Source organism: Cupriavidus oxalaticus (assembly GCF_004768545.1).
GTDB classification, from domain to species: domain Bacteria; phylum Pseudomonadota; class Gammaproteobacteria; order Burkholderiales; family Burkholderiaceae; genus Cupriavidus; species Cupriavidus oxalaticus_A.
The window spans coordinates 3,352,766-3,372,005 of the sequence record NZ_CP038635.1 but is presented as its reverse complement, the minus strand read 5'-3'; the positions used below and the strand labels follow the sequence as shown (position 1 = coordinate 3,372,005).

At 66.1% G+C, this 19,240-nt stretch carries 13 protein-coding genes; 11 read left to right on the top strand and 2 right to left on the bottom strand.

The window, feature by feature from the left end:
• Positions 1–40: 40 nt before the first annotated feature.
• Complete coding sequence (locus E0W60_RS26365) at positions 41–2,413, bottom strand: penicillin-binding protein 1A (RefSeq protein ID WP_167884601.1); 2,373 nt, start codon at positions 2,411–2,413, stop codon at positions 41–43.
• Positions 2,414–2,792: 379 nt separating this feature from the next.
• Between E0W60_RS26365 and pilM the strand changes: the two genes are divergently transcribed.
• From pilM to E0W60_RS26310, 11 genes are all read left to right on the top strand, one after another.
• Positions 2,793–3,863: a type IV pilus assembly protein PilM gene (pilM, locus tag E0W60_RS26360; protein ID WP_195431139.1), complete on the top strand. Its 1,071-nt coding sequence runs from the start codon at positions 2,793–2,795 to the stop codon at positions 3,861–3,863.
• Between the two features lie 18 nt (positions 3,864–3,881).
• Positions 3,882–4,565: a PilN domain-containing protein gene (locus tag E0W60_RS26355; RefSeq protein ID WP_133093446.1), complete on the top strand. Its 684-nt coding sequence runs from the start codon at positions 3,882–3,884 to the stop codon at positions 4,563–4,565.
• A gap of 2 nt (positions 4,566–4,567) precedes the next feature.
• On the top strand, positions 4,568–5,239 hold the full coding sequence (locus E0W60_RS26350; RefSeq protein ID WP_135706064.1) for a type 4a pilus biogenesis protein PilO: 672 nt from the start codon (positions 4,568–4,570) through the stop codon (positions 5,237–5,239).
• On the top strand, positions 5,236–5,814 hold the full coding sequence (locus tag E0W60_RS26345) for a pilus assembly protein PilP (protein WP_431189891.1): 579 nt from the start codon (positions 5,236–5,238) through the stop codon (positions 5,812–5,814). Before E0W60_RS26350 ends, E0W60_RS26345 begins: the two co-directional genes overlap by 4 nt.
• Positions 5,811–7,940 carry a type IV pilus secretin PilQ gene (gene pilQ, locus E0W60_RS26340; RefSeq protein WP_135706063.1) on the top strand — a complete coding sequence of 710 codons (2,130 nt, stop codon included), beginning with the start codon at positions 5,811–5,813 and terminating at the stop codon, positions 7,938–7,940. Before E0W60_RS26345 ends, pilQ begins: the two co-directional genes overlap by 4 nt.
• Before the next feature lie 352 nt (positions 7,941–8,292).
• Complete coding sequence (locus E0W60_RS26335; RefSeq protein WP_133093536.1) at positions 8,293–8,826, top strand: shikimate kinase; 534 nt, start codon at positions 8,293–8,295, stop codon at positions 8,824–8,826.
• Entirely contained in the window at positions 8,823–9,929 is a 1,107-nt protein-coding gene (gene aroB / locus E0W60_RS26330; RefSeq protein ID WP_135706062.1) for a 3-dehydroquinate synthase, read from the top strand. Before E0W60_RS26335 ends, aroB begins: the two co-directional genes overlap by 4 nt.
• Before the next feature lie 57 nt (positions 9,930–9,986).
• Complete coding sequence (locus E0W60_RS26325; protein WP_063241249.1) at positions 9,987–11,123, top strand: deoxyguanosinetriphosphate triphosphohydrolase; 1,137 nt, start codon at positions 9,987–9,989, stop codon at positions 11,121–11,123.
• An 84-nt stretch (positions 11,124–11,207) separates the two neighbouring features.
• Positions 11,208–11,933, top strand: a complete 726-nt coding sequence (locus E0W60_RS26320) for a transposase (RefSeq protein WP_135706061.1) — start codon at positions 11,208–11,210, stop codon at positions 11,931–11,933.
• A gap of 287 nt (positions 11,934–12,220) precedes the next feature.
• Positions 12,221–17,026 carry a glutamate synthase-related protein gene (locus E0W60_RS26315; protein ID WP_371703147.1) on the top strand — a complete coding sequence of 1,602 codons (4,806 nt, stop codon included), beginning with the start codon at positions 12,221–12,223 and terminating at the stop codon, positions 17,024–17,026.
• A gap of 115 nt (positions 17,027–17,141) precedes the next feature.
• Entirely contained in the window at positions 17,142–18,605 is a 1,464-nt protein-coding gene (locus E0W60_RS26310) for a glutamate synthase subunit beta (RefSeq protein ID WP_133093451.1), read from the top strand.
• A gap of 85 nt (positions 18,606–18,690) precedes the next feature.
• Here E0W60_RS26310 and E0W60_RS26305 read toward each other — a convergent pair whose 3' ends face one another.
• Positions 18,691–19,230, bottom strand: a complete 540-nt coding sequence (locus E0W60_RS26305) for a GNAT family N-acetyltransferase (protein WP_135706060.1) — start codon at positions 19,228–19,230, stop codon at positions 18,691–18,693.
• Positions 19,231–19,240: the final 10 nt, after the last annotated feature.

Here is a 19,240-nt window from a genome sequence, read left to right as displayed (position 1 = left end):
ATGGCCGGCTTTTCTGCATTCTGGCGATACTGCGGAGCAATCAGGCGCCGCCGAACATTTCCAGGATCTTCTTCTTCTCCTGCTCGGTATCCGGCGCCGGTGCCGTCGAGGATTCGTCCGGCTTGCCCGGCCACGGGTCGCCCAGGCCGACCGAGGCCACGCCGGCTCCGCCCGCGTTCTCCTCAAAGGTCCAGTCGCCGCCCACCATCAGCACGCCTTCGGGCGCCGGCCGCTCCGGCGACTCGGGCACGCCCTTGAGCGCCTTGCTCATGTAGCCGACCCAGATCGGCAGCGCCAGCCCGCCACCGGTCTCGCGCACGCCCAGGCTCTTGGGCTGGTCGTAGCCCATCCAGGCAATCGCCACCAGGTTAGGCGTGTAGCCGGCGAACCAGGCATCGACCGCATCGTTGGTGGTACCGGTCTTGCCGGCCAGGTCGTTGCGGCCCAGGCGCTGCTTGGCGCTGTTGGCGGTGCCAAAGCGGACCACGTCGCGCAGCATGGTGTCGGCGATAAACGCGGTGCGTGCGTCGAGCACGCGCACGGCATCGGTGCCGGCGCGTTGCGGATGGGTTTCGGAGATCACGTTGCCGCGCGCGTCCACAACCTTCTGGATCAGGTAAGGGTTGACGCGGTAGCCGCCGTTGGCAAACACCGAGTATGCGCCCGCCATCTGCAGCGGCGTCACGGCGCCGGAGCCCAGCGCCATCGGCAGATAGGCGGGATGCTTGTCGGCCTCGAAGCCGAAGCGGGTGATGTAGTCCTGCGCATACTGCGTGCCGATCGCGCGCAGGATCCGCACCGAAACCAGGTTCTTGGATTTGGCCAGCGCGCGGCGCATGGTCATCGGGCCTTCGAAGCGGCCGTCGTAGTTCTTCGGCTCCCACACCTGCCCGCCGGTATCGGGACCGATCGTCAGCGGCGCGTCGTTGATCACCGTGGCCGGCGAGAAGCCCTTCTCCAGCGCCGCCGAATAGATGAACGGCTTGAAGCTCGAACCCGGCTGGCGCCAGGCCTGCGTCACGTGGTTGAACTTGTTGCGGTTGAAGTCGAAGCCGCCCACCATGGAGCGGATCTCGCCGTCCTGCGGGTTCAGCGACACGAACGCGGCGGCTACTTCCGGCAGCTGCGTGACCGACCAGTTGCCCTTGTCATCCTGCGTCACGCGGATGATCGCGCCGGGGCGCATCTTCATCTTGGGCTGCGCGTTCGCCGACATAGACGGCGAGATAAAGCGCAGCGCCGAGCCTTCGATGGTCGCCACCTCGCCCGACAGCAGCGTGGCCTTGACCTGCTTGGATGACACGCTGGTGACCACGGCCGAGCGCAGGTCGCCGCTGCCCGGGTGCTCGACCAGCGCATCGTCGATCGCCTGCTCGCGCTCGGCCGGATCGGAAGGCAGGTCGACAAAGGCCTCGGGGCCGCGGTAGCCGTGCTTGCGCTCGTAGTTCATGATGCCGGTGCGCACGGCTTCGTACGCGGCATCCTGGTCGGGCTTGGTCAGCGTGGTGTAGACGGTCAGGCCACGCGTGTAGGTTTCTTCACGGTACTGCGCGTACATCAGCTGGCGCACGATTTCGGCGACGTACTCGGCATGGGTCGAGAACTCGTTGCCCTCGGTGCGCACCTTCAGTTCCTCGCGCACCGCCGCGTCGTATTGCTCGGGGCTGATGTAGCGCAGGTCGCGCATGCGCTGCAGGATGTATTCCTGGCGCACCTTGGCGCGGCGGGGGTTGACCACCGGGTTGTACGCCGACGGCGCCTTGGGCAGGCCGGCCAGCATCGCGGCCTCGGCCGGCGTCACGTCGCGCACCGACTTGCCGAAGTACACGCGCGCGGCGCTGTCGAAGCCGTATGCGCGCTGGCCCAGGTAGATCTGGTTCATGTACAGCTCGAGGATCTGGTCCTTGTTCAGGTTGGCCTCGATCTTGTACGCCAGCAGCATTTCGTAGATCTTGCGGGTGTAGGTCTTCTCGCTCGACAGGAAGAAGTTGCGCGCCACCTGCATGGTGATGGTCGACGCACCTTGCGACAGGCCCCCGCGCAGGTTGGCCAGTCCCGCGCGCATCACGCCGACGAAGTCGACGCCGCCGTGTTCGTAGAAGCGGTCGTCCTCGATCGCCAGGACGGCCTTTTTCATCACGTCGGGGATTTCGGCGATCGGCACGAAGTTGCGGCGCTCTTCGCCGAACTCGCCGATCAGCACATTGTCCGCCGTGTAGATCCGCAGCGGGATCTTGGGCCGGTAGTCGGTGATGGTGTCCAGCGAGGGCAGGTTGGGCGCGGCCACCAGCAGCGCATAGCCGAGCAGCAGCGCGATCATGACGGCACCGGCAACAACCAGCCCCACCGCCCAGAACATGAAGCGCGCCCAGATCGGGCGGCGGGCAGGATGCTTCTGTTGTGCTGTGGCCATAAGGAAAATACCTAGTCAGGGGTGCCGGGCATTATATCTTCCGGCATCGGGCGTGCCGGGCGCGCAGTGCCCCGCGCGTCGCTACAGTGCTGTTACAAGATGTAAGACAGCGGAAGGCGGCATGCAGGGCGAAGTTACATGCAGCAAGCTTAGGCGGAAGGGAACCCGACGACCGTGGGGTTTTGACAACGGATTGGCGAGAGCCGTCTGAAAAAGGAATCGTGGTCAGACCGGCACATTGCCACCGGTGCCGGTTTTTGTGAGAATCGGCCAACATATAAGAGCAAGTGTTTCGGTCAAGAAACAAGGCTCGCCCGATTAGAGCGTACAAGCCGTGGGCGAGTTCAAAGTCAGGGGGGTCACCTTGCGACGGGGCATTTTGTCGGGGCTTCTGCGCCGGACTACGGTCGGCGTGGATATCGGGTCTTCCAGTATCAAGGTAGTCGAGTTGTCCGTCGGTGGCGGCAAGCACGACTATCGGCTGGAAAAGTGCGCCAGCGAACTGCTGGACCGCAATGCCGTTGCCGATGGCAACGTCATCAACATTGAAGCCGTCGGGATCGCGCTCAGGCGTGCGCTCGGCAAGGCCGGCATCCGCTCGAAAGACGTGGTGCTGGGCGTGCCGTCCATGCTGACCGAGTCGCAGACCGTCAGCCTGCCGGACAACCTGTCCGAGGACGAACTGTATTCGCAGGTCGAGTCCGAGGCACACCGGCTCTATCCGCCATCGCAGGCGGTCAATTTCGACTTCGCCGTGATCGGCCCCAGCGAGACCGAGGGCGGCATCGGCGTGCGCGTCACCGCTGCCAACAGCGACCGCGTGCAGGAGCGCGTGACCGCCGCCGAGATGGCCGGGCTCAAGCCGCAGGTGATGGACGTCGAAGAGTACGCGGTGCAGCGCTCGATCGTGCAGATGCTGGGCGTGCCCCAGGAGATGTCCGAAGCCGATGCCCGCGCGCTGCCCGTGGTGGCGGTGGTCCACCTGGGCGGCAGCCGCTCCAAGGCGATCTTCTACCAGGGCTGGAAAGAGCTCTACGAACAGCCGCTGAACAGCTACGGCGACCAGCTCACGCAGAGCGCGGCGCGCATGTTCACGCTCGATGCGCTCAAGGCCGAGATCAAGAAGCGCAAGAACACGCTGCCCGAAGCGTGGCGCGCGCAACTGCTCAAGCCGTCGCTCGATGCGCTGGCGCTGGAAGTGCAGGCCGCGATCGGCAACTTCATCGCCAGCTCCAGCCTGGGACGCGTCGACGAGATCCTGCTGTCGGGCGGCCATGCCTCGCTGCTGGGCGTGCAGGCGGCGATCCAGCAGCAGACCAAGATCACCACCACGCTGGCGAATCCGTTCGCCAACATGGCGACCAACGCCAAGGTCAACGAGCGCTACCTGCAGCGCGACCTGCCGGCGTATATCGTCAGTGCCGGCCTGGCCCTGCGCGGCCTGCAATAACGCACCGGAGGCATTCGAATGTCCACGAACACGCTGCCTTCGGTCAACCTGCTGCCTTACCACGAAGCCCGCAAGGCGGCGCGGCGCAAGAAGGTCTATTCCCTGCTCGGCGGTGCGGCCGCGGCCGGTGCCGCCGTCGTGCTGCTGGGCGGGCTCTATATCGACGGTCGTATCGACTCCGTGGTCGCGCTGAACCAGGTGCTGAGCGCGGAGAACGCCAGGCTCGATGGCCAGATCCGCGAGGTCAACAACCTCAAGAAGGATATCGACGCGCTGCTGCAGCGCCAGAAGGCGGTGGAAAGCCTGCAGACCGAGCGCAACCGCCCGGTCCAGCTGCTGGAAGAACTGGTGCGCCAGGTGCCGGAAGGGGTCTACCTGACCAGTCTGAAGCAGGCGGGCGAGGCCTTCACCATCGCCGGCGTGGCCCAGTCCAACGAGCGCATCTCCGAACTGCTGCGCAACCTTGGCGACGTGCCGTGGCTGGACAAGGCCGAGCTGGTCGAGTCCAAGGCGGTCACGATGACCAACAACCTGCGCGAGCAGCGCCGGCTGTTCGATTTCTCGATGCGCTTCGCGTACCGCGCGCCGGAGGCGCCGGACGCCAATGGCAAGAAGGGTACGGCGGGCAATCCCGCCGGCGCACCTGCTTCAGCACCCGCTTCAGCTCCCGCACCTGCAGCCGCATCCGGAAAGGCAGCCTGACCATGGCGCTCAATACCGAAATCAACCTGGCCGACCTGACGAGCCAGTTCCGCGGGCTCAACCTCAACGAGCCGGAAACGTGGCCGGCCGCGCCGCGCGTGCTGTTCGCCGTGATGGCCGCGGCGCTGGTGCTGCTGCTCGGCTGGCAGTTCTACTGGAGCGGCAAGTTCGACGAGCTCGGCCGCCAGCGGCTGGAACAGGAAAACCTGAAGCAGGCGTACCAGACCAAGGTGGCGCAGGTGGCCAACCTCGACGCATTGCGCGAGCAGAAAAAGCAGGTCGAGCAACGCGTCGCGCTGCTGGAGCGGCAACTGCCCAACAAGACCGAGATGGACGCGCTGCTGGCCGACGTCAACCATGCCGGCGTGGCGCGCGGCCTGCAGTTCGAGCTGTTCAAGCCACAGGCGGCGGTGCTCAAGCCTTACTTTGCCGAGATCCCGGTGAACCTGCGCGTGACCGGCCGCTACCACGAGGTGGCGCAATTCAACGCCGACGTGGCCGCGCTGTCGCGGATCGTGTCGATGCAGAGCCTGCAGCTTGCCCATACCAAGGAGGGTGGACTCTCCATGGAGGCGGTCGCAATGGCGTACCGTGCGCTCGATCCTGACGAGCAGGCCGCGCAACGCAAGGCCGCCGCGGCTGCCGCCGCGGCCAAGACGGGAGGTGCCAAATGAGCCGCACCCATCGCACCCATTGCGCCCATCGTCCTGGCGGCCCGGCATGGCGGCGCCTGCGGGCATCGCCCCGCGTGATGGCGGCAGCGGCGCTGGCCGTCGGCCTGCTGGGCGCGTGTGGCGCCAGCGACGAAGACGCGCTGCGCCAGTGGATGGACGCCACGCGCAACGCCCGCGCCAAGCCGCCCGAGCCGTTGCCCGAAGCCAAGCCCTACGTGGCGCGCGAATATGCCGCGGCCAATGCGCCGGAGCCCTTCGCCCAGGCCAAGATCGGCGAACTGAACAAGACGCTGTCGGATTCGCCCGAAGCCGGGCGGCCGCGCCAGCCGCTGGAAGACTACCCCCTCGAGAATTTCAAGATGCTCGGGATGCTGAAGAAGCAGGGGGAAACCTTCGGCATCGTACGCGTCGATAACAAGATCCACCACGTAAAGGTGGGTCAGTATCTCGGCCAGAGTTACGGCCGGGTGGTCCGCATCACCGATCAGGAGATCGTGTTGCGCGAATTAGTCCGGGAGGGGGTATCCGAGTGGAAAGAGAAAATGACCAGCCTCAAGCTGGAGGTGTCGGCATGACCCCCGCGCGCTGGTACCGTGCGCTCGCGGGCGCCGCAAGCGCGACGCTCGCGCTGTTGCTGCTCAGTGCCGCACCGGCGGCACTGGCACAGAGCAACCGGATCAAGGCGGTGGACGTCAGCACGGTCGGCGAGCAGACCGTGTTCACGGTCGAACTCGAACGGCCGCTGGCGCAGAAGCCGATCGATTTCACCACCCAGAACCCCGCACGGCTCGCGATCGATTTTGCCGATACCGGCGTTGCCAACGGGCGCGCGCAGTATGACTACGGCGGCAAGCTGGTCAAGGCCGCCAACGTGCTGCAGATCGGCAACCGCACCCGCGTGATCCTCGAGCTTACCCGCAACGCCACCTATCGCACCGACCAGCGCGGCAATGTCTTCGTGGTGGCGCTGGATAATGTGGCGCCGGCGGTCAAGAACGCCGTGCCCACGTTCGCCCCGGCTGCGGCGACGACGCCTGCAGCCGCGGCGGCGCGGCCGTCGGTGCGCCATATCGACTTCCGGCGCGGCGCGGACGGGGCCGGGCGCGTGGTGGTGGACCTGTCCTCGCGCGATTCGGGCATCAATATCGCGCAGCAGGGCAAGAACGTGGTGGTCGATTTCCTCGGCACCACGCTGCCTGACCACCTGCGGCGGCGCTTCGATGTCAGCGACTTCGGCTCGCCGGTGCAGAGCATGCTTGCCTCCGACACCAACGGCAATGCGCGCCTGACCATCGAGCCGCGCGGCCACTGGGAATACAGTTCCTACCAGACCGACACGCAGTTCGTGGTCGAGGTGCGGCCCGTCAAGGAAGACCCGACCAAGCTGATCAGCGGCCCGGGCTACCGTGGCGAGCGCCTGTCGCTGAATTTCCAGAATATCGACATCCGTTCGCTGCTGCAGGTGTTCGCGGACTTCACCAACCTGAACATCATCACCAGCGAAAGCGTGCAGGGCAATATCACGCTGCGGCTGAAGGATGTGCCGTGGGACCAGGCCCTGCAGATTGTGATGGATGCCAAGGGGCTGGCGTCGCGCCGCAACGGCAATGTGCTGTGGGTGGCGCCCAAGGCTGAACTCCAGACCAAGGAAAAGCTCGAGCTCGAGTCGCAGCAGCAGATCAATGACCTCGAGCCCATCCGCAGCCAGGTGTTCCAGCTCAACTACCAGCGCGCCGAAGACGTGCGCCGGATGCTGTTGGGCATGGGTGCCGGCGGCGGCAGCGCTGTGACCCCCGTTGGGGCGGCGGGCGGCGCGGGGGCGAGTGCGCGCATGTTGTCCAAGCGCGGCTCGCTGACCGCCGATGCGCGCACCAACCAGCTGTTCGTGTCGGATATCGCCAGCAAGCTCGAAGAGGTGCAGAGCTTTATCGGCAAGATCGATATCCCGGTGCGCCAGGTCATCATCGAGGCGCGCATTGTCGAGGCCACCGATTCCTTCAGCCGCAACCTCGGCGTGAAGCTGGGCTTTGCCGGGCAGTACAACAACGCCAAGGTCGGCAACACCTATAACAACGTGCTGCCGGGCTCGACCTCGGACAACGGCCCGTTCCTGAGCCTGCCGGCCGCCTCGATCAACGGCACCAACCCGGCCAACATCGCGGTCAGCCTGTTCAACAGCGCGGCCACCCGTTTCCTGGCGCTGGAGCTGTCGGCGCTCGAGGCGGACGGCAAGGGCAAGATCATTTCCAGCCCGCGCGTGGTCACGGCCAACAACATCAAGGCGCTGATCGAGCAGGGCACCGAGCTGCCGTACCAGGCCGCCACCTCCAGCGGCGCCACCTCGGTGCAGTTCCGCAAGGCCAACCTGAAGCTGGAAGTGACGCCACAGATCACGCCTGAAGGCAATGTGCTGCTGGACGTGGACGTGAACAAGGACAGCGTCGGTATCCAGACCACGTCGGGCTTTGCCATCGACACCAAGCACGTGCAGACGCAGGTGCTGGTGGAAAACGGCGGCACCGTGGTGATCGGCGGCATCTACACGCAGACCGAGTCCAACGACACCGACAAGGTGCCGCTGCTGGGCGATATCCCGGTGCTGGGCTACCTCTTCAAGAACAACGCCAAGGTCCGCAACCGGACCGAGCTGCTGGTGTTCCTGACGCCGCGGATCCTGAACGAAAGCGTGTCGCTGCGGTGATCGCACCGGGGGTTCGACGCCGGATACAGTAGACTGGCAGGCCGCATCGACAGATGCGGCCTTTTTTGTTGCCGCCGGGCTGGACCGGTGGCCAGCCAGGCCAGGAGGAGGCCGGCATGCGCGGCAATACACGCGGGGATGTGGTCGATGCTGCATCCGGCACTTGCCGTGCGCACCACAACATAAGAAGATGATGCAGTTCCTAACCGGGGAGGGCGGCCCAGGCGCCGCGCTCCCGAACGACAGTCCCGTGACAGCTTCTGCGACAGGGTCGGCACCGCGCCCGCACCCCGATCGACAGGAATCCGACCGACCGGAATCCGATCGACCCAATCTCTTTTTCGTCGGCCTGATGGGCGCCGGCAAGACTACCGTGGGCCGCACGGTGGCGCGGCGTCTGCATTATCCGTTTTTCGATTCCGACCACGAGATCGAGGCGCACTGTGGCGTGCGCATCCCGGTGATCTTCGAGGTCGAGGGCGAAGCCGGCTTCCGCGACCGCGAGACCGCGATGATCCGCGAACTGGCCGGGCGCCAGGGCATCGTGCTGGCCACCGGCGGCGGCGCGGTGCTGCGCGCCGAAAACCGCGAGGTGCTGAAGGCCCGCGGCACCGTGGTCTACCTGCGCGCGAGCCCCCACGACCTGTGGCTGCGCACCCGCCACGACCGCAACCGCCCGCTGCTGCAGACCGAAGACCCCAAGGGCAAGCTCGAGGCGCTGTACGCCCAGCGCGACCCGCTCTACCGCGAGGTGGCGGATTTCATTATCGAAACCGGCAAGCCTTCGGTGGCGCAGCTTGCTAATATGGTGCTGATGCAACTCGAAATGGCCGGCTTCGCGATCGATCCCCCGCAACCGGCGCCGCAGGACCCCACCCATCCATGATCACGCTTGAAGTCGACCTGGGAGCGCGCAGCTACCCCATCCATATCGGTACCGGCCTGCTCGACAACGCCGAACTGCTGCGCCCGCACGTGCGCGGCCAGCACGCCGTCATCGTCACCAATGAGACCGTGGGGCCGCTCTATTCGGCGCGCGTCGAGGCCAGCCTGAAGTCGCTCGGCAAGATTGTGCGCACGGTCACGCTGCCCGACGGCGAGGCCTTCAAGCAGTGGGAAACGCTGAAACTGATCTTCGACGCGCTGCTGCAGGCCGGCGCCGACCGCAAGACCACGCTGGTCGCGCTGGGCGGCGGGGTGGTGGGCGACATGACCGGGTTTGCCGCCGCCTGCTATATGCGCGGCGTGCCGTTCATCCAGGTGCCGACCACGCTGCTGTCGCAGGTGGATTCATCGGTGGGCGGCAAGACCGGCATCAACCACCCGCTTGGCAAGAACATGATCGGCGCGTTCCACCAGCCCAACGCGGTGATCGCCGATATCGACACGCTGCGCACGCTGCCCCCGCGCGAACTGGCCGCCGGCATGGCCGAGGTGATCAAGCACGGCGCCATTGCCGACGCCGAGTACTTTGCCTGGATCGAGCGCAATATCAAGGCGCTGAACGACTGCGACCCCGAGCTGATGGCGGTGGCGGTGCAACGTTCGTGTGAAATCAAGGCCGGCGTGGTGGCGCAGGACGAGCGCGAGGGCGGCCTGCGTGCCATCCTCAATTTCGGCCACACCTTTGGCCATGCGATCGAGGCCGGCATGGGCTACGGCGCCTGGCTGCACGGCGAGGCGGTGGGCTGCGGCATGGTGATGGCCGCAGACCTCTCGCACCGGCTGGGCTTTATCGACACCGAGACCCGCGCCCGCATCCGCGAACTGACGCTGGCAGCCAACCTGCCGGTGGTGGCGCCGGAACTGGGCACCGACCGCTATATCGAAATGATGAAGGTCGACAAGAAGGCCGAGGCCGGCAGCATCAAGTTCATCCTGCTGAAGAAGCTCGGCGAGGCGTTCATCACCACGGTGCCGGACGCCGACCTGCGTGCCACGCTGCAGCACGCGGTGCTTAAACCTCCCACCGAGGCCACGGTCGCTTGAGTGACCGGTTATGCCTCGCAACCCAGGCCCACAAACCTACAGCCAACGGATTGCCGCATGACCGACTTTGAAAGCCACCTCGCCCCGTACGCCGCCCGCTCCGCGCAGACGCGCGGGCGGGTGCACGCCGAACCTGCGTCGCAGTCGCGCAGCGAATTCCAGCGCGACCGGGACCGGGTCATCCACAGCACCGCGTTCCGGCGGCTCGAATACAAGACCCAGGTCTTCGTCAACCATGAGGGGGACCTGTTCCGCACCCGGCTAACCCATAGCCTGGAGGTGGCGCAGATTGCCCGCTCGATCGCCCGCAACCTGCGCCTCAACGAAGACCTGGTCGAAGCCATCTCGCTGGCGCACGACCTTGGCCATACCCCCTTCGGCCACGCCGGGCAGGATGCGCTCAACGCCTGCATGAAGAACCATGGCGGCTTCGAGCACAACCTGCAGAGCCTGCTGGTGGTGGATGAGCTGGAGGAGCGCTATGGCGGCTTCAATGGCCTGAACCTGACCTTCGAGACCCGCGAGGGCATCCTGAAGCACTGCTCGCGCGTCAATGCCGCGGCGCTGGGCGAGCTGGGCCGGCGCTTCCTGGAGGGCACGCAGCCGTCGCTGGAGGCGCAGCTGGCCAACCTGGCGGACGAGATCGCCTACAACAACCACGATATCGACGACGGCCTGCGCTCCGGCCTGCTGACGCTGGAGCAGCTGGACGAGGTCCCGATGTGGGCGCGCCATCGCGCCGAGGTAGCCGATGCCTTCCCCGGCGTGAATGGCCGGCGCGCCATCAACGAGACGGTCCGGCGCATGATCAATACGCTGATCGTGGACCTGATCGAGACCACCAGCCGCAACATCGCCGCCGCCAACCCGCGCAATATCGACGCGGTGCGGGCCGCCGGCCCCCTGGTGGGCTTCAGTCCCCAACTCCATGAGGAAGCGGCGGCATTGAAGCGCTTCCTGTTCCGGCACCTGTACCGGCATTACCTGGTGATGCGAATGTCGGCCAAGGCCCAGCGCATCGTCGGCGACCTGTTCGGGGCCTTCATGTCCGATCCGCGCCTGCTGCCGCCCCAGTACCAGGCCGGCCACGGCGCCGACCAGCCGCGGCTGATCGCGCATTACATCGCCGGCATGACGGACCGCTATGCAATCCGCGAGCACCGGCGCATCTTCGCGGTCAGCGAGGGCAACTGATACGCAAGGAAGGGCTTGGGCACCTTCGGATAATTGGGGACGGATCAGGCTATCATGCGGGCATCGACGCTCGCATGACCTGCCATGGCCCGCCTTCCCCGTTTCTCCCCCGCCGGACTTCCCGCCCTGGTGTTGCAACGTGGCAACAATCGCCAGGACGTCTTCCTCGGCCCGGACGATTACCTGCATTACCTCGACTGCCTGCGCATGGCCGCGCGCGAGCATGACCTCGCCGTCCACGCGTACGCGCTGCGGCCCAATCATGTCCACATCGTGGCCACGCCCAAGGGGGCGGACTCGCTAAGCCTGACCATGCAGGCGGTCGGCCGCCGCTATGCACGCTACTTCAATCGCGTGGCCAACCGCACCGGCACGCTGTGGGAAGGGCGCTTCCGCTCGGCGGTATTCGAACCGGCGCCATGGATGCTGCCGGCCATGCTGTATGTCGAAGGCAATGCGCTGCGCGCGGGTGAGGTCTCGACGCCCGAGGCCGACCGCTGGAGCAGCTATCGCCATCACGCCGGCATCGAGGCAAGCCCACTTGTGAACGATCACTCCGCGTACTGGGAGCTGGGCAATACCCCGTTTGAACGCCAGTCGAATTACCGCATGCTGACCGCCGAGGGGCTTTCCGGCCGCACGCTGCAAGCGCTCCGCAGCCATGCCCACAGCGGTTGGCCTCTTGGTGACGAGGTATTCTTGGCGCAGCTTGAGCGGGGTGCAACGCGACGCGTGCAGCCGCTCCCGAAAGGGCGCCCCAAAAAGGTGCAAGTTTCGGCGGAAGAGGTGCTGCCCGCCACGCAAAAGTGATGTGTCCCCATTTAAGTCCGTCACCGAAACGGTGCGATATTAAATGTGTTCTGACCCCATTTAAAATTTTTGCGGGGTTTTCAGGATTCCCATATAGTTGCTCCACCCACAGTCATTGTGCGGCGCGTCACGCTCGTGTACGCCGCTGCGGCCCGCAGACAGCTTCGTCCCCATTTTCCTACCCGCCGGATCCAGTCCAGGGTGGATCTGATTAGAAAGCGCGCGGTCCCCGTTCCGGTAGTCCAGCAGTTCGCGCAGCCTTCACCGGAATTCAGCCCGTGGACCAAATGAAGAACCTTTCGGCCCAAGCGCAGACCAGCGAGCAAATCAGCGAGTCTTCCTCCGCCCTCGACCTGCACCAACTGCGTCCGCAGGCGCAAGGCATGTACGACCCGACCAACGAGCATGACGCCTGCGGCGTCGGCATGGTCGCGCACATCAAGGGCAAGAAGTCCCACGAGATCATTTCCCAGGGCCTGAAGATCCTGGAGAACCTGGACCACCGGGGTGCGGTCGGCGCGGACGCGCTGATGGGCGACGGCGCCGGCATCCTGATCCAGATTCCGGACCAGTTCTACCGCGAAGAAATGGCAGCGCAGGGCGTGAGCCTGCCGCCCGCCGGCGAATACGGCGTGGGCATGATCTTCCTGCCGAAGGAACACGCCTCGCGCCTGGCCTGCGAGCAGGAGCTGGAGCGCACGGTCCGCCTGGAAGGCCAGGTCGTGCTGGGCTGGCGCGACGTGCCGGTAGACGCCAACATGCCGATGTCGCCGACGGTGCGCAAGACCGAGCCGGTGATCCGCCAGATCTTCATCGGTCGCGGCCGCGACATCATGACCACGGACGCGCTGGAACGTAAGCTCTACGTCATCCGCAAGACCGCCAGCCACGCCATCCAGGCGCTCAAGCTCAAGCACGGCAAGGAATACTTCGTGCCGTCGATGTCGGCCCGTACCGTTGTGTACAAGGGCCTGCTGCTGGCCAACCAGGTCGGCGAGTACTACCTGGACCTGCAGGACCAGCGCGCCGTGTCGGCCCTGGCCCTGGTGCACCAGCGCTTCTCGACCAACACCTTCCCGGCCTGGGAGCTGGCCCACCCGTACCGCATGGTCGCCCACAACGGCGAAATCAACACGGTCAAGGGCAACGTCAACTGGATCAACGCGCGTACCGGCGCGATCTCGTCGCCGGTGCTGGGCGACGACCTGCCCAAGCTGTGGCCGCTGATCTACCCGGGCCAGTCCGATACGGCATCGTTCGACAACTGCCTCGAACTGCTGACGATGGCCGGCTACCCGCTCGTCCACGCGATGATGATGATGATCCCGGAAGCCTGGGAACAGCACACGCTGATGGACGACAACCGTCGCGCCTTCTACGAATACCACGCCGCCATGATGGAGCCGTGGGACGGCCCCGCCGCGATCTGCTTCACCGACGGCCGCCAGATCGGCGCGACGCTGGACCGCAACGGCCTGCGCCCGGCACGTTTCTACGTGACCGAGGACGACGTCGTGGTGCTGGCCTCGGAAGCCGGCGTGCTGCCGTTCCCCGAGTCGCGCATCGTTGAGAAGTGGCGCCTGCAGCCGGGCAAGATGTTCCTGATCGACATGGAGCAGGGCCGCATCATCGACGACAAGGAACTGAAGGACAACCTGGCCAACGCCAAGCCGTACAAGAGCTGGATCGACGCTGTCCGCATCAAGCTGGACGAGATCGACGCCAAGCCGGAAGACGTCGCTGCCGAGAAGAAGCCGGTGGCCAAGCTGCTGGACCGCCAGCAGGCCTTCGGCTACACCCAGGAAGACGTCAAGTTCCTGATGGCGCCGATGGCGCTGGCCGGCGAAGAAGCCACCGGCTCGATGGGCAACGACTCGCCGCTGGCGATCCTGTCGTCCAAGAACAAGACGCTGTACCACTACTTCAAGCAGCTGTTCGCCCAGGTCACCAACCCGCCGATCGACCCGATCCGCGAGAACATGGTGATGTCGCTGGTGTCGTTCATCGGCCCGAAGCCGAACCTGCTCGAGCTGAACAACATCAATCCGCCGATGCGCCTCGAAGTGTCCCAGCCGGTGCTGGACTTCAAGGACATCGCCAAGATCCGCAACATCGAGCACTACACCGGCGGCAAGTTCCGTTCGTACGAACTGAACATCTGCTACCCGACCGCGTGGGGCAAGGAAGGCATCGAAGCGCGCCTGGCCTCGCTGTGCGCCGAAGCCGTGGATGCGGTGCGTTCGGGCTACAACATCCTGATCGTGACCGACCGCCCGGTGGATGCCGACCACGTTGCCATCCCCGCGCTGCTGGCCACCTCCGCGATCCACCACCACCTGGTGGAGAAGGGCCTGCGCACGTCCACCGGCCTGGTTGTCGAGACCGGCACCGCGCGTGAAGTGCACCACTTCGCGCTGCTGGCCGGCTATGGCGCCGAAGCCGTGCACCCGTACCTGGCGATGGAAACCCTGGCCGACATGGCCAGCGGCCTGTCGGGCGACCTGTCGCCCGAGAAGGCGGTCAAGAACTTCGTCAAGGCGGTCGGCAAGGGCCTGTTCAAGGTGATGTCCAAGATGGGCATCTCCACCTACATGTCGTACACCGGCGCGCAGATCTTCGAAGCCATCGGCCTGTCGCGCGAGCTGGTGCAGAAGTACTTCCACGGCACGCCGTCGAACGTCGAGGGCATCGGCATCTTCGAAGTGGCCGAGGAAGCACTGCGCCTGCACAAGGACGCCTTCGGCAACAGCCCGGTGCTGGAGAACATGCTGGACGCCGGCGGCGAGTACGCCTTCCGCATCCGCGGCGAAGAGCACATGTGGACCCCGGACTCGATCGCCAAGCTGCAGCACTCGGTGCGCGCCGACGACGGCAAGGGCGCCTACCAGACGTACAAGGAATACGCAAACATCATCAACGACCAGAGCAAGCGCCACATGACGCTGCGCGGTCTGTTCGAGTTCAAGGTCGATCCGGCCAAGGCGATTCCGCTGGAAGAAGTCGAGCCGGCCAAGGAGATCGTGCGCCGCTTTGCCACGGGCGCGATGTCGCTCGGCTCGATCTCGACCGAAGCCCACACCACGCTGGCGCTGGCGATGAACCGCATCGGCGGCAAGTCCAACACCGGCGAAGGTGGCGAGGACGAGAAGCGCTACCGCAACGAGCTGCGCGGCATCCCCATCAAGCAGGGCGATACCCTGAAGAGCGTGCTGGGCGACGGCGTGATCGAGACGGACCTGGAACTGAAGGACGGCGATTCGCTGCGCTCGAAGATCAAGCAGGTGGCGTCGGGCCGTTTCGGCGTGACCGCCGAGTACCTGGCTTCGGCCGACCAGATCCAGATCAAGATGGCGCAGGGCGCCAAGCCGGGCGAAGGCGGCCAGCTGCCGGGCCACAAGGTCTCGGACTACATCGGCAAGCTGCGTTACTCGGTGCCGGGCGTGGGCCTGATCTCGCCGCCCCCGCACCACGACATCTACTCGATCGAGGATCTGGCGCAACTGATCCACGACCTGAAGAACGTCAACCCGTCGTCGGATATCTCGGTCAAGCTGGTGTCCGAAGTGGGCGTCGGCACGGTGGCCGCGGGCGTGTCCAAGGCCAAGGCCGACCACGTCGTGATCGCCGGCCATGACGGTGGCACCGGCGCCTCGCCGTGGTCGTCGATCAAGCACGCCGGCACGCCGTGGGAGCTGGGCCTGGCCGAGACGCAGCAGACGCTGCTGCTCAACGGCCTGCGCAACCGCATCCGCGTGCAGGCCGACGGCCAGATGAAGACCGGCCGTGACGTCGTCATCGGCGCGCTGCTGGGCGCCGACGAGTTCGGCTTCGCCACGGCACCGCTGGTTGCCGAGGGCTGCATCATGATGCGCAAGTGCCACCTGAACACCTGCCCGGTGGGCGTGGCCACGCAGGATCCGCAGCTGCGCAAGAAGTTCCAGGGCAAGCCGGAACACGTGGTCAACTTCTTCTTCTTTGTTGCCGAAGAAGCCCGCGAGATCATGGCCCAGCTGGGCATCCGCACCTTCGACGAGCTGATCGGCCGCGCCGACCTGCTCGACACCAAGGCTGGCATCGAGCACTGGAAGGCGCGCGGCCTGGACTTCAGCCGCATCTTCCACCAGGTGTCGCTGGGCGCGGACGTGCCGCTGTACCACACCGACGTGCAGGACCACGGCCTGTCGGCCGAAGCCGGCAAGGCGCTGGACCACGTGCTGATCGCCAAGGCCCGTCCGGCGATCGAGAAGGGCGAGCGCGTGTCGTTCATCCAGCCGGTCAAGAACGTCAACCGTACGGTGGGCGCGATGCTGTCCGGCGTGGTCGCCAAGCAGCATGGCCACGAAGGCCTGCCCGATGACACCATCCACATCCAGCTGCAAGGCACCGCCGGCCAGTCGTTCGGCGCGTTCCTGGCGCACGGCATCACGCTGGACCTGGTGGGTGACGGCAACGACTACGTCGGCAAGGGCCTGTCGGGCGGCCGCGTGATCGTGCGCGCTCCGCACGAGTTCCGCGGCGACCCGACCCGCAACATCATCGTCGGCAACACCGTGCTGTACGGTGCCATCGCCGGTGAAGCGTTCTTCAACGGCGTGGCCGGCGAGCGCTTCGCGGTGCGTAACTCGGGTGCGGTGGCAGTGGTGGAAGGCACCGGCGACCACGGTTGCGAGTACATGACCGGCGGCACGGTGGTGGTGCTGGGCGGCACGGGCCGCAACTTCGCGGCCGGCATGTCGGGCGGCGTGGCCTACGTCTATGACGAGGACGGCCTGTTCGACAAGCGCTGCAACACCTCGATGGTGGCGCTGGAAGCGGTGCTGGCCTCGGCCGACCAGGAGAAGGGCCAGCCCCAGGCTTCGTGGCACAAGGTCGACGGCAAGCGCGTGCTGGATGAAGTCATCCTGCGCAACCTGATCGAGCAGCACTTCCGCTATACCGGTTCCGAGCGCGCCAAGGCGCTGCTGGCTGACTGGACCACGGCACGCCGCAAGTTCGTCAAGGTCTTCCCGACCGAGTACAAGCGCGCGCTGGGCGAGATGTACGCCAAGGAACAGGCCGCCCGCGACAGCGACCGCGAAGCCATCGCGGCCTGAGCGCAGAACCAAGCAGCGATGGGCCGCGGCAGCCGCCGCGGCCCTGACAAGATACTGACCCCACCGCAGGCCCGGCGAAGCCGCCGGTCCCGCGCAGCATGACCAAGGACGCAACATGGGTAAGGCGACTGGCTTTCTCGAATTTCCGCGCCAGAATGAGGGCTACGAACCGGTAGTCAAGCGCGTGAAGCACTACAAGGAATTCGTGTTCGCGCTGTCCGACAGCGAAGCGAAGATCCAGGGTGCGCGCTGCATGGACTGCGGCATCCCGTTCTGCAACAACGGCTGCCCGGTCAACAACATCATTCCCGACTTCAACGACCTGGTGTACCGCCAGGACTGGAAGTCGGCGATCGAGGTCTTGCACCAGACCAACAACTTCCCCGAGTTCACCGGCCGCATCTGCCCGGCACCGTGCGAGGCCGCGTGCACGCTGGGCATCAACGAGCTGCCCGTGGGCATCAAGTCGATCGAGCACGCCATCATCGACAAGGCCTGGGAAGAAGGCTGGGTTGCACCGCAACTGCCGCGCCACAAGACCGGCAAGACCGTCGCCGTGGTCGGCTCCGGCCCCGCCGGCATGGCTGCCGCGCAGCAGCTGGCACGCGCCGGCCATGACGTAACCGTGTTCGAGAAGAACGACCGCATCGGCGGCCTGCTGCGCTACGGCATTCCCGACTTCAAGATGGAGAAGTCGCTGATCGACCGCCGCATGGAACAGATGCAGGCAGAAGGCGTGACCTTCCGCGCCGGCGTGATGGTGACCGATGGCGAACTGCCGGCCGGCATCAAGAACTACGCGCGTGAAACCATCTCGGCCCAGGCCCTGATGGACCAGTTCGACGCCGTGGTGCTGGCGGGCGGCGCGGAAGTGCCGCGCGACCTGCCGGTGCCGGGCCGCGACCTGGACGGCATTCACTTCGCGCTGGAAATGCTGATCCCGCAGAACAAGGAAGTGGCTGGCGATGGCGCCAACGACATCCGCGCCGAAGGCAAGAACGTGATCGTGATCGGTGGCGGCGATACCGGCTCCGACTGCGTGGGCACGTCCAACCGCCACGGCGCCACCTCGGTGACCCAGTTTGAGCTGCTGCCGCAGCCGCCGGAAGAAGAGAACAAGCCGCTGGTGTGGCCGTACTGGCCGATCAAGCTGCGCACCTCGTCGTCGCACGACGAAGGCTGCGAACGCGACTGGTCGGTCGCCACCAAGGAATTCATCGGCGAGAACGGCAAGGTCACCGCGCTGAAGGCCTGCCGCGTCGAGTGGAAGGATGGCCGCATGCAGGAAGTGGAAGGCAGCGAGTTCATCCTGCCGGCCGACCTGGTGCTGCTGGCGATGGGCTTCACCAACCCGGTGGGCTCGATGCTGGAAGCCTTCGGCGTCGACACCGATGCGCGCAAGAACGCCAAGGCCGCCACCGAGGGCGAGCGTGCTTACCACACCAACGTGCCCAAGGTGTTCGCCGCCGGCGACGTGCGCCGTGGCCAGTCGCTGGTGGTGTGGGCCATCCGCGAAGGCCGCCAGGCCGCGCGTTCGGTCGATGCATTCCTGATGGGGCATACCGACCTGCCGCGCTGATCCACAGCTCATTGCCGCAACAAAAAGCCCGCCTGGCGCAAGCCGGCGGGCTTTTTTCGTTGTGGACTCGGCGCCGCGGCGGGCCTCAGCCGGCCAGCGCCTTTTCCATCAGGACCGCGGCGGCGCCATAGTCCGCCAGCTTGCCAGCGTGCCGCGCCGCCGTTTCCGCCGCCGCCGGCGCGTACCCGAGCCTGCGCCACCAGGGCGCCGCCGACTGTACGGCAATCAGCCGCGAATGCTTCAGTCCGGCCGCCAGCGCAGCCGCCTGCGCTGCCGCGTACAGGCGTGGCGCCAGCCCGCCGCCGCGGCCGCCAGGCGCCACGGCCATGTCGTGGACGAACCAGGTCAGGGGCGCCGGCGTTGGCGGCTGGCGCCAGCCGCCGTCGAGCACGCCATCGAGCGGGGGCAGGCTGGTCTCGGGCCAGGCGTGGGTGAACAGGTAGGCGGCCAGCGTGCTGGGCCGGTGCGGATCGTCGGCGACCCAGCAGGTGGTGGGGGAGAGCGCCAGCCGGCTGGCCAGCGCGCCGCGGCTTTCCAGCAGCACCTCGGTATAGCAGGCGGCCTGCACGGCCAGCACGGCGGGCAGGTCGGCGGCTGTCATGCGCCGCAGGGGAAACATCGTCATCGCGCGATTA